Genomic DNA, 13,127 nt, shown 5'->3' on the forward strand with positions numbered 1-13,127 from the left:
GGTATTTATTAGAACAAACCGCTGATATTGCCGTCTTTGTCAACATCAATCTTTTCGCTGGCTGGTACCTTAGGCAGTCCTGGCATGGTCATGATTGCACCAGTCAGAGCAACGATAAAGCCTGCACCAGCAGAAACTTTGAGCTGGCTGATAGTCACGACAAAGTCTTTAGGTGCGCCCAGTTTCTTAGCATCGTCTGAGAAGGAGTATTGAGTCTTAGCCATACAGATAGGATAGTTGGAGAAGCCCAGCTCTTCCAGTTGTTTGAGTTCGCGTTTAGCGGCAGGAGTCAGGCGAACGCCCTTGCCTCCATAGACCTTGGTAACAATTTTGTTTAGCTTGGTTTCAATGGAGTCCTCTTCATTATATACAAATTGGAAGTGATTGTCTCCTTCGGCCAGTTCAACGACTTTTTCAGCCAACTCTTTACCACCAGCTCCGCCATTTGCCCAAACGTCGGAAATCACTACGTCAACTCCGCGTTTTTGGCAGGCATCATAAACTGCTTGCAATTCTGCTTCGGTATCCAGCGGGAATTTATTGATGGCAACGACTGCTGGCAATCCATAAACATCTTGAATGTTTTCCAGATGTTTTTCCAAGTTTGGCAGACCATCTACAACGGCTTGGACATTTTCTTCGGCCAAATCACTCTTAGCCACACCACCGTGCATCTTGAGAGCGCGGATGGTAGCAACTAGAACTACAGCTGCTGGACGAAGTCCAGATGTACGACACTTGATATCGATGAATTTTTCAGCACCGAGGTCAGCACCGAAACCAGCTTCTGTAACTGCATAGTCAGCATATTTGAGAGCCAGCTTAGTAGCTAGGACACTGTTACAGCCATGGGCAATGTTGGCAAAAGGTCCGCCGTGAATCAAGGCTGGTGTGTGTTCCAGAGTTTGAACCAAGTTTGGATGTATAGCGTCTTTAAGCACAGCCGCCATAGCACCACCAGCTTTCAGATCTTTAGCAGTTATTGGCTTACCTTCAAAGCTGTAGCCAATGATGATTTTTTCCAAACGGTTCTTGAGGTCAGTGATATTCTCTGACAGACAGAGAATAGCCATAACCTCAGAAGCAACTGTAATATCAAACCCATCTTCACGCGGAACACCGTTGACTTTACCTTGCAAGCCGTCTACGATGTGGCGCAACTGCCGATCATTCATATCCACTGCCCGCTTCCAAGTGATGCGGCGAGAGTCGATGCCTAAGGCATTGCCATGGTGAATGTGGTTATCAATGAGGGCCGCCAGCAGATTGTTCGCAACACCGATGGCATGAAAGTCACCAGTGAAGTGGAGGTTGATGTCCTCCATGGGCACAACTTGAGCGTGTCCACCACCAGCAGCTCCGCCCTTGATACCAAAGACAGGTCCGAGAGAAGGCTCCCGCAGAGCGATAACGGCTTTTTTACCGATAGCAGCCAAAGCATCGACCAATCCGACAGAAGTTGTGGTCTTGCCTTCTCCAGCTGGTGTCGGAGAAATAGCGGTCACGAGAATCAGTTTGCCGTCTGGCTTGTCTTTTAAGGCTTCTAGTTGGCCGGCACTGATTTTTGCCTTGTGATTTCCATAAAGAGACAAGGCATCTTCAGCAATTCCTAGCTTTTCTGCCACCTCTTTGATAGGCTTCATTTGAACCGAATTCGCAATTTCAATATCTGATAAAACCATATTGTTACCTCTTGAGAAGAGGAAGTCCATTCACAGGAAAGAGTGGACTTCTCTTCCGCTTATCTATTAGACAACTTTCAAAATTTCTTGATAAATTTCATCGGCTAGGGCGCAGCCTTTTTGCAGGAGGTCCTCACCCTTGCTCCGGTAGTCTGTGACGAATGCTTCATCCTTGACACCTGACAGATTGATGAGGACATTGAGCCAAGCACCTTGCAGGCCAGCCTTAAGGTTGAGAGCTGCTACCCCCAGGTCGCTGGCAGCATTGGTATTGGACTTGCCAACAGCTTTTTGAGTTGTTTGCAGGGCAGCCAAGATGTCTTCCATCATGCCATAAGGCGACTTGGTCGCTTCCTTGAGGGCTTGTTGCATCGCTTCTCGACGGGCAGCCTTGTCTTCGTCTGTTTCCTTAGGCATATCAAAGACGGCAGAGACTAGATTGAAGGCATCAGTGTCCTTGTCAATAGCTGCGAGCAGGCTTTCTTGGAGGCGGGCGCTTTCTGCGTGCACTTGAGCAATTTCTGCTTCAAATTCTGCGTATTTTTTCTTGCCAAGGGTCAATTCACAAACCATCTTGGTCAGGGAAATACCGTTCGCTGCGGAAAGAGCAGCGGCAGAGCCGCCTCCTGGTGCAGGAGCATCTGAGCCTAGGACTTGGGCAAATTCTGTCAAGCTTAAATCTACTAATTTCATAGGTTTCTGTCCTCCTAGCCCAGCAAATGGTTTTCCAGAACTTGCTTGCCGTAGTCAAAGTCTTCAATTTGCAGATAGTATTCTGCTGCGTCAATCAAAGCCTTGGCTGGTGCCAAACCGATGACCTCTGAGCCGAGGATTCCAACTCCATAGCGTTTAGCTTCAAAGCGAACTGTTTCAAAGACGCGATAGAGTGGGAATTTTTCCAGATTGACCATGTTGATAGAAACCTGAGCAATGTTGCGGTCTTCCAGCATAACGCCGATAGCTTTACAGTACTTGTAACCACCGCTTGATCCACGGATAATTTTGGCAATATTGTTGGCAATTTCTAGATTGTCTGTATCCAAGTTAATGTTGTAGGCGATGAGCGGCATTCTAGCTCCGACAGCAGTGACACCAGCAGTTGGGTGAATCTTTCTTTCACCGTAGTCAGGCGCCCAGTCAGGTTCCAAGAGTTTTTCTGGCATGCCTTCAAACTGACCTTTACGAACCTTAGCCAAATTTTTACGCTCTGGGCGAGTCGCTGCATCTTCATAGAGGAAGATAGGAATACCGAGCTCACGGTTGATTCGCTCAGATACTGTCTTCGCAATTTCTACGCATTCCTCACTTGTGATGTCCTTGATCGGTACAAAAGGCAGGACATCAGTTGCGCCCATACGAGGGTGTTCACCCTGGTGTTTGGTCAAGTCAATATTTTCAGAAGCGTATTTGACCAAACGAAAGGCAACTTCCTGAATGTTTTGATCATCACCGACCAAGGTAAAGACGCTGCGGTTGTGGCTGGCATCAGAAGAGTGGTCCAAAAGTGTTACGCCTGGCACGCTCTTAGCTACTTCCACTAGACCGTCAATGACCGCTTGGTTGCGGCCTTCAGAAAAGTTAGGAATACATTCAACAATTTTTGCCATAAGATATTACCTCGTGATATCAATAATTTTAATTTATAATATGAACTTAATAAAGCAGAACCTCCTCCTGAGCTAGACTGATACCCAGCTCAGGTCGGAAGTTGGGGGACAAGTTTTTCCTATTCGAACAATTTCTTAACAGATTCTTTGACCAAATCTTCGTCAGTTAAGTATGGAATGGTAATGTGGTCTGTTCCTTGGTGGAGGCGGTTATACTCGATAGCAGTCTCAATAGCATGCTCATTGCGAGCCCAGTTACGACGTGCAACTCCGCCGATCGTATCCCAAGCGATAGCAGATTTGATGATTTCATCAATGCGTTCGCTGCCGTCCAGTACCAAGCCAAAGCCACCGTTGATTGCTTTACCGATACCAGTTCCACCACCGTTGTGGAGAGCTACCAGACTCATACCACGAGCGGCATTACCAGCGTAACATTGCACAGCCATGTCGCAAGTGACATTAGAACCATCCTTAATATTGGAAGTTTCACGGAATGGTGAGTCGGTACCAGATACGTCGTGGTGGTCACGACCAATCATGACAGGACCAATCTTGCCTTCGCGGACTAATTCATTGAACTTGAGGGCGATATTGACGCGTCCCATACAGTCTTGGTAGAGAATCCGAGCCTGAGTTCCAACAACCAGCTGGTTCTTTTCTGCATCGCGGATCCAGTTGTAGTTGTCGCGGTCTTGGTAGCGGCGGTTAGGGTCGATCACTTCCATAGCTGCATGGTCAGTAGTGACTAGGTCTTCGTGTTTGCCGCTCAGACATACCCAACGGAAAGGACCGTAACCATAGTCAAAGAGCATTGGGCCCATGATATCTTCTACATAAGATGGCCAGATGAAGCCGTCTTTATCGTCAAAGCCATTCTTAGAAATTTCCTTGATGCCAGAGTCATAGACTGCCTTCATAAAAGCATTACCGTAGTCAAAGAAGTAGGTGCCGTTGTTAGTCAGGGTCTTGATTGCCTTGAAGTGACGTTCCAATGTTTGGTCAACCAAATTAGCAAAGGTTTCCTTGTCTTCAGCCAGGAGGCGAGTCCGCTCTTCAAAGCTAATGCCAGCTGGACAGTAGCCGCCGTCATAGACATTGTGGCAAGAAGTTTGGTCAGACAGCAAATCAACATGGATATTGTTCTCGTTGACATATTCCAAGAGATCTACAATGTTACCATGATAGGCGATAGAAGTTGATTCGCCAGCTTCCAGAGCTTTTTGAGCCAAGTCAATGGCTTCCTTCGGACTTTCGGCTAATTGGCTAATCCATCCTTGGGAGTGGCGAGTTTCAATCCGAGAATAGTCTACCTCTGCCACGATTGCTACAGCTTTAGCAATTTCTGCTGCTTTCCCTTGAGCTCCACTCATGCCGCCCAGACCAGAAGAGATGAAGAGTTTGCTAGTCAGGTCGCCATCATCAGCTACACCCAGTTTCAAGCGTCCAGCATTGAGGAGGGTGTTGAAAGTACCATGGACGATACCTTGAGGGCCGATGTACATCCAGCCGCCGGCTGTCATTTGACCATAGTTAGTCACGCCCATTTCTTCTGCAATTTCCCAGTCCTTCATGTTGTCGTACTCACCGACTAAGAGGCCGTTGGTGATGATAACACGAGGTGCTTCTGGTTTAGATTTGAAGAGTCCGAGTGGGTGGCCAGATTCCACAACCAAGGTTTGATGGTCGGTCATGATTTCCAAGTATTTCATGATGAGGTTGTACTGCATCCAGTTAGCGCAGACAGATCCAGTTTCCCCATAAGTAACCAATTCATAAGGATAAAGAGCGATTTCAAAGCTCAGGTTGTTGTCAATCATGACCTGCATAGCCTTGGCTGCGGTACAGTTCCCTTTATACTCATCAATTGGTTTGCCGTAGATGCGTTCTTTTGGACGCCAGCGGTAGCCATAAATCCGTCCGCGAGTTTTCAGTTCTTCCAAGAATTCTGGAATCACTTCCTCATGGAATCTCTTTGGAATATAGCGAAGGGCATTTTTAAGAGCAATTTCGGTTTGAGCTTGAGTCAAACGGAAGCCCCGGTCAGGTGCTCGACGGATGCCTTCTTGGAAAACTGTTTTTTCAGGCAGTACATCGTCTAATTTGACGGTCATTGCTGCTGCAATTTCATTTTCGCTAAAATATGACATGAAAAATCCTCCTTTTAGTCAAGTATAAAATATCTTTCTCCTACATTCTATAAGACTCCCGTCCATAAAGAGTCAAGAAAATGACAAAAGCAGTAAAAAAAGAGAGTCTCCTATCTTTTAGAAGCTTTTGACTATAATTTGACGATAGTGTATTATGATGAAAAGCAAATATGTCGGAAAATGAAATGGAGGAACAAGCATGACTGCTGATTTACTATTAACTCACTTTAATCAAGTCTTCTGTCCCAAGGATCTCGGGCATCCCCTTTTTGGCGAGGAGATGAAGGGAGCTCAGGTCTTGGAGGACGGCTACATTGCAGTCAAAGACGGCAAAATCCTAGCAGTTGGCAGCGGAGAGCCGGATGCCAGTCTGGTTGGACCAGATACTAAGATTCAGTCTTATGAAGGCAAGATTGCTACACCTGGCTTGATCGACTGTCACACTCACTTGGTCTATGGCGGCAGCCGGGAGCATGAATTTGCTAAGAAATTAGCTGGTGTCCCTTATCTGGAAATTCTTGCCCAAGGCGGTGGTATTCTCAGTACAGTCCGGGCAACTCGAGAAGCTTCTTTTGATACTCTCTACGATAAGTCCAAGAGGCTGCTAGACTATATGTTGCTGCATGGGGTGACAACAGTTGAGGCCAAGAGTGGCTATGGTCTGGACTGGGAAACAGAGAAGCGCCAGCTGGATGTCGTTGGGGCTCTGGACCGTGACCACGAGATTGATCTCGTTTCTACTTTTATGGCTGCCCACGCCGTTCCACCAGAATACAAGGGACGTTCTCAGGAATATCTGGAGCTCATCGTCGAGGAAATGCTGCCTCGGGTAAAAGCAGAAAATCTAGCTGAGTTCTGTGATATTTTCTGTGAAAAAGGCGTCTTTACAGCTGATGAGTCACGCTACCTGCTTTCTAAGGCTAAGGAAATGGGCTTCAAGCTCCGTATCCATGCTGATGAAATCGAGTCTATCGGTGGAGTAGATGTAGCAGCTGAACTAGGAGCAACTAGTGCAGAGCACTTGATGATGGCGACCGATGAGGGCATTCGCAAGATGGCAGAAGCTAAGGTTATCGGCAATCTCCTGCCAGCAACTACCTTCAGTCTGATGGAAGATACCTATGCACCAGCCCGCAAGATGCTGGAAGCTGGTATGGCTATCACTCTGACCACCGACAGCAATCCGGGCTCCTGTCCAACAGCTAACCTGCAGTTCGTCATGCAGTTGGGCTGCTTTATGATGCGCCTGACACCAGTAGAAGTCCTTAACGCTGTAACCATCAATGCGGCCTATTCAGTTAACCGTCAAGATAAGATTGGTAGCTTTGATACTGGCAAGCAGGCGGACATTACCATTCTAGACGCTAAGAATATTGACTATCCACTTTATTTCTTTGCGACTAACCTGACCCATCAGGTCTACAAGGCCGGAAAACTGGTCGTCGATCAAGGAAGAATCGTCTAGCCTCTCTAAAAACGAATCGTATTTTTCGGACTCTCTCTGGTGACAGGGAGAGTTTTCTTTATACCAAAACTTTCCCTTGCCATTCTGCTGGAAGTCTGCTATAATAGTTATTTGTGAGCAAACCTCACTTACCCCTTGCAAAGTCTCGGGGTCATTAGACCAAAAGGAGGAAAAATCAATGGCTAAATACGAAATTCTTTATATTATTCGTCCAAACATTGAAGAAGAAGCTAAAAACGCTTTGGTAGCACGCTTTGACTCTATCTTGACTGACAATGGTGCAACTGTTGTTGAATCAAAAGACTGGGAAAAACGTCGTCTTGCATACGAAATCCAAGATTTCCGTGAAGGACTTTACCACATCGTTAACGTTGAAGCAAACGACGATGCAGCTCTTAAAGAGTTTGACCGTCTTTCAAAAATCAACGCTGACATTCTTCGTCACATGATCGTCAAACTTGACGCTTAAGAAGGTAGACTATGATTAATAACGTTGTACTGGTGGGTCGCATGACCCGTGATGCCGAGCTTCGCTATACACCGCAGAACCAAGCGGTCGCAACATTTACTCTGGCTGTCAATCGTAACTTTAAAAATCAAAGTGGCGAGCGAGAAGCGGACTTTATCAATGTTGTCATCTGGCGTCAGCAGGCAGAAAATCTTGCAAACTGGGCTAAAAAAGGAGCCCTGATCGGAATTACAGGCCGTATTCAAACGCGTAACTACGAGAATCAGCAAGGCCAGCGTGTCTATGTCACAGAAGTTGTTGCGGACAATTTCCAACTTTTGGAAAGCCGCTCTAATCGTGAAGGTCAGTCATCTGGCGGTTACGGTGGGAACAGCTTCGGCGGCAGTTCTGCTCCAAGTTATGGCAGTGCAGACTCATCTAACCAAGTACCGAACTTTTCTCGTGATGAGAGCCCATTTGGCAATTCTAACCCAATGGATATCTCAGACGACGATCTACCTTTCTAAGGATCGAATTTAACTATAATATAAAGGAGAAAACACATGGCTCAACAACGTCGTGGCGGATTCAAACGCCGTAAAAAAGTTGATTACATCGCAGCGAACAAAATTGAATATGTTGATTACAAAGATACTGAGCTTCTTAGCCGTTTCGTTTCAGAACGTGGGAAAATCCTTCCTCGTCGCGTAACAGGAACTTCAGCTAAAAACCAACGTAAAGTAACAACAGCTATCAAACGCGCTCGCGTAATGGCTTTGATGCCTTTCGTAAATGAAGACTAATTAGATTAACAGCAGGCTCTGGCTTGCTGTTTTTTTGTTTTGTCATTGACAAAATGTCAGTGAAGTGCTATACTGACCACAAGGAGGCAGAAATCATGCGTGATGTCAAGGAGGTAGAGGTACGGCGGGCAGAGATTATGTCTGCAGCCTTACAGCTCTTTGCCCAAAAGGGCTATCTAAAGACAAGAACTCAAGACATTATTGATAAGCTTGGAATTTCTCGAGGTCTGCTCTACTATCATTTTAAGGATAAGGAAGACATTCTCTATTGTCTGATTGAAAAGAACTCTGAACCCTTGCTGAGAAAGTTAGAAAAAATCAGCTATCAGCCAAATGTCGGAGCCAAGGAAAAAATCAGAACTTTTATTGAGGCAACCCTTATCCAAGAGGAAAGCAGAACACAGGAAAATCAAGTCTTGCAGGAAACAGTCAATTTAGAAACGAATCGCTATGTCTTGGATCGCTTTTATCATAGACTCTGTGAGCGGATGATTGTTTTCTTCACTCATATCTTGGAGGAAGGTCAGAAATCTGGAGATTTTCATTTGAAATATCCGCATGAGACAGCTTCTTTTCTCATGACTGCCTACGTATTTGTGTCCAATGATATCAAGATGAGTCAGGAAAAACCAGAAACTTTGCAGGATTATCTCACCAGCTTCCAGGCGATATTAGAAAAAACCTTAGGATTAGAAGAATCTATTTTTTTAGAATAATCGGCAGTTTTCTGCCTTTTATTTAGAAACATAACTGACAAAATGTCAGTTCAAGCCTTCAATCTCTTAATCTAAATTTTAATAAATTTTACGCTAAAACTGACAAAATGTCAGTTTAAATAAAAGGAGAAATTCATGTTAAAAATAGAACATTTAACAAAAGTATATAGCAACGGTAAAAAGGCAGTGGACGATCTTAGTCTGATAGTGGAACCTGGAGATATTTATGGCTTCATTGGCGCTAATGGAGCAGGTAAAACATCTACCATTAAGTCCATTGTGGGGATTCATGATTTCGATAAAGGGGAGATTTATATCTGCGGGCACTCTATCAGGAAGGAGCCCTTGCTTTGTAAGAAAAAGATGGCGTTTCTGCCGGATAACCCAGACCTTTATAAAAATCTGACTGCAAGGCAGTTTTTGGACTTTGTAGCAGATATTTATAGAGTTTCTTTGGAAAAAAGGCAAGCGGCTATAGAAAAGTATTCTAAAATGTTTGAGCTGGATACGTCTTTGGATCAATTGATATCAGCTTATTCACATGGAATGAAGCAGCGATTGGCACTAATAGCGGCCCTCTTGCATGAGCCAGAATTACTGATTTTAGACGAACCTTTTGTCGGTTTAGATCCGAAAGGCGCATATTATTTTAAGCAAATCATGAGAGAGCTAGCCAGTCAAGGGCATGCGATTTTCTTTTCTACTCACGTTTTAGAGGTTGCGGAAGAACTCTGCAATAAGGTAGCAATTCTGCAAAAAGGACGTTTGGTGGCTAATGGAAGGACCTCTGAAGTTAAGGGGACATCCAGTTTGGAACAAGTATTTATGGAGTTACAGGATGATGATTAATATTCTTTTGCTTTTTAAAGTACAATTATACAGCACATTTTCGCTTAATGATTTAAGGAAAGGACGAGGGTTGGGCAAGTATTTTAAGCTTGGCCTGCTCTTCTTGCTTGTTTTTCTATTTTCAGGCTATAACCTTTTGACGGCTTTGAGCTTGGTCAAGTTGGGGCAGTCAACTTTGATTCCAGCCTATATGATTGCCTTGGTTAGTTTTATTATTTTCTTTTTTAGTCTAATGCAGTCAAATGGTATCTTATTTGACCAAGAGGAACTTGACAGGCTCATTGTATTGCCGCTCAGTATTAGGGAAATCGTCTATGAGAAATATGCTTTTCTTTATCTTTTGAACAGTGTGTTTGCCGTCCTTCTCATGCTCCCAGCAGGCCTCGTTTGGTTTGGTTATGGTGCGTCCTTGTTGGAGTTGCTTCTTTATCTGCTTTTAATGGGATTTGTTCCTCTTTTACCTCTCTGTTTAGCATCTTTACTTGGCTTGTGCGTTGCCTACATAGCCTCAAAGGTCACTCATAAAAATCTAGTTGCCTTCCTTTTTTCTCTCCTCTTGCTTTTGGGGCTGGCAACAGGCAGTCTGTGGGCTATGAGAGCTGGACTGTCAGGGGAAAATGTTGGTCTCTTGCTTACCAAGCAGCTGACTTCTCTCTATCCTCCGGCAAGCTTGTTTTTTAACCCTCAGCATTTTTGGTGGTCAAGTCTTCTGTTGATGTTTATATCGTTTGCACTGACAGGACTTTTTCTAAGGTATTTAAGTAGAAATTATTTAAAAATAAATCAGATGATAACAGGGGTGAAGTCAGAAAGCAAAGTCTATAGAAGCTGGCAGAAGTTTCCCTTTATGGCTCTTTATAGGAAAGAAATTTCGAATTTTATGAGTTCCTATCTTTATATGCTCAATAGTGGACTGGGAACCATTTTAATCATCGTTTTAGCCATCTCGCTTTGTTTTATGACTCCTGATGTCCTCTTTTCTTCGATTGGACTCAGAGATAGCCGAGAATTTTTACCCCTATTACTGGCTGGCTGTCTCAGTATTTCCAATCCTGCAGCTGTCAGTATTTCCTTGGAGGGGGAAGAGATTTGGCTGCTTCAGACACTCCCGGTTTCTATGAGGCAGATAATGATGGCAAAGCTGGCCTTGACGGTGTCCTTACACTTTACAGCCTTGCTGCTGGGCTTGCCTGTTCTGGTTTGGCGTTTCTCGCTAGGAGGCTTGCAAGTAGTGGATTTGGTCCTTATTTCGCTGGCTTATTCTCTATTTACAGCTCTTCAGGGACTTGTGGTCAATTTTCATTTTCCTAAGTTCATCTGGGACAATGAAATGATTATTATTAAGCAAAGTTTTGCGCCTATCTTGTCTGGAGGAATTGGCATCTTGGTTCTTGTGTTCCCTCTTTGCTTATCCTTACTATTTGGTATGGACTTGGAGATTTCGCTGCGAATCTCAGCTCTTGGACTTTTGCTTTTGGCAGCCGTCCTTTATAGGCATTTAATAAAACAAGGATATTTTAAGGAGGTTCATGGCTAATGAAAAAGAAAGATTTATTCGTTTTGTTTATCTTAGCAGTAATCATATTTTTGATTATCTGCCTGCTGCCAGAGCAGGTTCCCATTCATTTTAACAGCGCAGGAAAGGCGGACATTGTTGTCAATCGCTTTTGGTTGATTCTCGGTTTGCCCATTCCCTACTCTCTTTATTGGAAATATTTCCGAAGCAAATCAAAAAGAGGTCACTGACCTCTTTTTGTGTGATATCAATATCTCGTCGGTCCCATAGTCGCGCTCTTGATGTTGAAGCGTTTCTTGAGATAAAAACGCAGGGCTAGGGTAATAGCGCCGACAATAGCAACTACGATATTGGACAGGCGGGGATTGAGAAATTCAGGCAGGAGGCTGGTCAATACGATGGACATGCTCCAGAGGAGAATAGCCGCTGCCATGGTAAGGATGGACTTGAGCAGTTTAGGGCGCTGGCTGCGGTCCTTATCTGGTCCGTAGAAACGGTAGATAAAGTGGTAGAGGGCATAGAAAGAAAGGCCACCGACGATGCTTCCGAGTACGAGAGTCGTCAGTCCATAGACAGATGGCTGAGAGGAAGCCAGATTGACGATAGAGGTCAGAAGGGTAAAGAAACCAAAGATAAAGAGGACAGAGTCCAGCATCATCCATTTAGGATCGTCATTTTCTTTTGGATGTTCGGCATCATAGCGCTCTTTTGCGGTCAGAGAAGCTGCCCAAGTAGTTGGGGCTCCGTAGAGGCCGCGAGCTGTGATTCCCTTGGCTTGATTTTCCAGGATTTCCGGCAGAATGCCTTCTAAGATAGTCTGGATTTCCTGATCGGTTTTGCCGTCTTGTAGGAGCTGGTTAGTCGCGATATGGATAAATTCTTTGTTTTTTTTGCTGAGTTTGTCGAGGGATACTTGTGACATAGGCGTTCTTTCTAAGGGTTAAAATAGTTTTTTGTGCATGAGATAGGCCATGACCGAAGCACTCATGGCAAAGGCGATGAACATGATAATCCAGAAGGCATGTGGTTCACCGTTGAGAGGTAGTTCGTTATTTTTGAAGTTCATCCCATAGGCCGAGAAAATCATGGTCGGAATCGACATTACGATGGTCACCAGAGCCAAGGCTTTCATGATATTGTTCTGGTTATTAGAAATGATAGAGGCAAAGGTCTCTGTCATACTGTGGAGGATGTTGCCGTAGATATCAGCCATCTCAATGGCCTGCTGGGTCTCAATCAAGGTATCTTCCAGCAAGTCCTCGTCCTCCAGGTATTTCTTGATATTGCTAGTGGAGCTGGTCAGCTTCTTAATCACGCGCTCATTTGTCTTAAGGGAGGCCTTGAAATAGACGATGGTCTTTTCCAACTCCATAAGCTCAATCAGTTCTTCATTTCGCGTGGACTTGTGCAGTTGACTTTCAATCTGCTCACTCTTGCGGTCAATGGAGCGCAGGGCTGTCAGATACAGCTCGGCATTGTGGTAGAGAATCTGAAAGATGAAACGTGACTTCATAAAAGTATAGAAGTTGCGCAGGCGCCTGTGAATGAAGATGTCCAGCAGAGGTAATTTTTCCAAACAAGTGGTAATAATAGCCTCTTCCGTGATGATAATACCAAGGGGGATCGTGACATAGTAAGTCTGGTTATTCCGCTCCTCAGTGATGGGCACGTCAACGATGATCAGTGTATACTCATCCTCGATCGTAAGTCGGGACATTTCTTCTGCATCGAGCGGTGCTCGCAGGTCGGCGATGTCAATACCAAAGGCGTTGGCGATTTCAATTGATTCGCTCTGGGAAGGGTTGACAAGATTGATCCAGGTGCCCGATTCGAGCGAATCAATCTCTTTGAATTCTGTCGTAGTTGATAAAAAGACTTGCTTCATAATCAT

Annotated in this window: 14 protein-coding genes; 8 read left to right on the plus strand and 6 right to left on the minus strand. The window is 44.8% G+C overall.

Annotated elements, in window-relative coordinates; all coding sequences use genetic code 11:
* Window positions 1–8 precede the first annotated feature (8 nt).
* The 4 genes from RP262_RS01670 to RP262_RS01685 form a co-directional block, all read right to left on the minus strand.
* Window positions 9–1,682 carry a formate--tetrahydrofolate ligase gene (locus tag RP262_RS01670; RefSeq protein WP_268697517.1) on the minus strand — a complete coding sequence of 558 codons (1,674 nt, stop codon included), beginning with the start codon at window positions 1,680–1,682 and terminating at the stop codon, window positions 9–11.
* Window positions 1,683–1,748: 66 nt separating this feature from the next.
* Window positions 1,749–2,375, minus strand: a complete 627-nt coding sequence (locus RP262_RS01675; RefSeq protein ID WP_311154088.1) for a cyclodeaminase/cyclohydrolase family protein — start codon at window positions 2,373–2,375, stop codon at window positions 1,749–1,751.
* Window positions 2,376–2,389: 14 nt separating this feature from the next.
* Window positions 2,390–3,289, minus strand: coding sequence for a glutamate formimidoyltransferase (ftcD, locus tag RP262_RS01680; RefSeq protein WP_002903832.1), 900 nt, complete (start codon window positions 3,287–3,289; stop codon window positions 2,390–2,392).
* Window positions 3,290–3,408: 119 nt separating this feature from the next.
* Window positions 3,409–5,439, minus strand: a complete 2,031-nt coding sequence (locus tag RP262_RS01685) for a urocanate hydratase (RefSeq protein WP_311154089.1) — start codon at window positions 5,437–5,439, stop codon at window positions 3,409–3,411.
* Window positions 5,440–5,638: 199 nt separating this feature from the next.
* Between RP262_RS01685 and hutI the strand changes: the two genes are divergently transcribed.
* The 8 genes from hutI to RP262_RS01725 all read left to right on the plus strand — a co-directional run bounded on the left by hutI (window position 5,639) and on the right by RP262_RS01725 (window position 11,466).
* On the plus strand, window positions 5,639–6,904 hold the full coding sequence (hutI, locus tag RP262_RS01690; protein ID WP_311154090.1) for an imidazolonepropionase: 1,266 nt from the start codon (window positions 5,639–5,641) through the stop codon (window positions 6,902–6,904).
* Between the two features lie 178 nt (window positions 6,905–7,082).
* Window positions 7,083–7,373, plus strand: coding sequence for a 30S ribosomal protein S6 (rpsF, locus tag RP262_RS01695; RefSeq protein ID WP_002896497.1), 291 nt, complete (start codon window positions 7,083–7,085; stop codon window positions 7,371–7,373).
* Between the two features lie 11 nt (window positions 7,374–7,384).
* Window positions 7,385–7,879, plus strand: a complete 495-nt coding sequence (locus RP262_RS01700; protein ID WP_002896496.1) for a single-stranded DNA-binding protein — start codon at window positions 7,385–7,387, stop codon at window positions 7,877–7,879.
* Between the two features lie 36 nt (window positions 7,880–7,915).
* The gene (gene rpsR / locus RP262_RS01705; protein WP_000068664.1) at window positions 7,916–8,155 is read left to right on the plus strand and encodes a 30S ribosomal protein S18; all 240 of its coding nucleotides are present in this window, start codon (window positions 7,916–7,918) and stop codon (window positions 8,153–8,155) included.
* Window positions 8,156–8,208: 53 nt separating this feature from the next.
* Window positions 8,209–8,871 (plus strand): TetR/AcrR family transcriptional regulator, encoded by a 663-nt coding sequence (locus RP262_RS01710; RefSeq protein WP_002918091.1) that lies wholly within the window; start codon window positions 8,209–8,211, stop codon window positions 8,869–8,871.
* Between the two features lie 135 nt (window positions 8,872–9,006).
* Window positions 9,007–9,720, plus strand: a complete 714-nt coding sequence (locus tag RP262_RS01715) for an ABC transporter ATP-binding protein (protein ID WP_002926659.1) — start codon at window positions 9,007–9,009, stop codon at window positions 9,718–9,720.
* Window positions 9,647–11,257, plus strand: coding sequence for a hypothetical protein (locus tag RP262_RS01720; protein WP_050540671.1), 1,611 nt, complete (start codon window positions 9,647–9,649; stop codon window positions 11,255–11,257). The genes RP262_RS01715 and RP262_RS01720 overlap by 74 nt, the downstream gene beginning before the upstream one ends.
* On the plus strand, window positions 11,257–11,466 hold the full coding sequence (locus RP262_RS01725; RefSeq protein ID WP_002926655.1) for a DUF1648 domain-containing protein: 210 nt from the start codon (window positions 11,257–11,259) through the stop codon (window positions 11,464–11,466). Before RP262_RS01720 ends, RP262_RS01725 begins: the two co-directional genes overlap by 1 nt.
* Window positions 11,467–11,483: 17 nt before the next feature.
* Here the strand turns inward: RP262_RS01725 and RP262_RS01730 are convergent, their stop codons facing one another.
* A complete protein-coding gene (locus RP262_RS01730; protein ID WP_311154091.1) occupies window positions 11,484–12,158 on the minus strand; it encodes a DUF1129 family protein in 675 nt (224 codons plus the stop codon).
* Window positions 12,159–12,176: 18 nt separating this feature from the next.
* Window positions 12,177–13,121 (minus strand): magnesium transporter CorA family protein, encoded by a 945-nt coding sequence (locus RP262_RS01735; protein ID WP_032912532.1) that lies wholly within the window; start codon window positions 13,119–13,121, stop codon window positions 12,177–12,179.
* Window positions 13,122–13,127 lie beyond the last annotated feature (6 nt).

Source organism: uncultured Streptococcus sp., from assembly GCF_963456385.1.
In the GTDB taxonomy this organism is placed as follows: domain Bacteria; phylum Bacillota; class Bacilli; order Lactobacillales; family Streptococcaceae; genus Streptococcus.

Excerpts from the sequence above, each read along its gene's own strand:
- RP262_RS01670 (WP_268697517.1), bottom strand. The coding sequence starts at position 1,682 with ATGGTTTTATCAGATATTGAAATTGCGAATTCGGTTCAAATGAAGCCT.
- RP262_RS01675 (WP_311154088.1), bottom strand. The coding sequence starts at position 2,375 with ATGAAATTAGTAGATTTAAGCTTGACAGAATTTGCCCAAGTCCTAGGC.
- ftcD (WP_002903832.1), bottom strand. The coding sequence starts at position 3,289 with ATGGCAAAAATTGTTGAATGTATTCCTAACTTTTCTGAAGGCCGCAAC.
- RP262_RS01685 (WP_311154089.1), bottom strand. The coding sequence starts at position 5,439 with ATGTCATATTTTAGCGAAAATGAAATTGCAGCAGCAATGACCGTCAAA.
- hutI (WP_311154090.1), top strand. The coding sequence starts at position 5,639 with ATGACTGCTGATTTACTATTAACTCACTTTAATCAAGTCTTCTGTCCC.
- rpsF (WP_002896497.1), top strand. The coding sequence starts at position 7,083 with ATGGCTAAATACGAAATTCTTTATATTATTCGTCCAAACATTGAAGAA.
- RP262_RS01700 (WP_002896496.1), top strand. The coding sequence starts at position 7,385 with ATGATTAATAACGTTGTACTGGTGGGTCGCATGACCCGTGATGCCGAG.
- rpsR (WP_000068664.1), top strand. The coding sequence starts at position 7,916 with ATGGCTCAACAACGTCGTGGCGGATTCAAACGCCGTAAAAAAGTTGAT.
- RP262_RS01710 (WP_002918091.1), top strand. The coding sequence starts at position 8,209 with ATGTCAGTGAAGTGCTATACTGACCACAAGGAGGCAGAAATCATGCGT.
- RP262_RS01715 (WP_002926659.1), top strand. The coding sequence starts at position 9,007 with ATGTTAAAAATAGAACATTTAACAAAAGTATATAGCAACGGTAAAAAG.
- RP262_RS01720 (WP_050540671.1), top strand. The coding sequence starts at position 9,647 with ATGGAAGGACCTCTGAAGTTAAGGGGACATCCAGTTTGGAACAAGTAT.
- RP262_RS01725 (WP_002926655.1), top strand. The coding sequence starts at position 11,257 with ATGAAAAAGAAAGATTTATTCGTTTTGTTTATCTTAGCAGTAATCATA.
- RP262_RS01730 (WP_311154091.1), bottom strand. The coding sequence starts at position 12,158 with ATGTCACAAGTATCCCTCGACAAACTCAGCAAAAAAAACAAAGAATTT.
- RP262_RS01735 (WP_032912532.1), bottom strand. The coding sequence starts at position 13,121 with ATGAAGCAAGTCTTTTTATCAACTACGACAGAATTCAAAGAGATTGAT.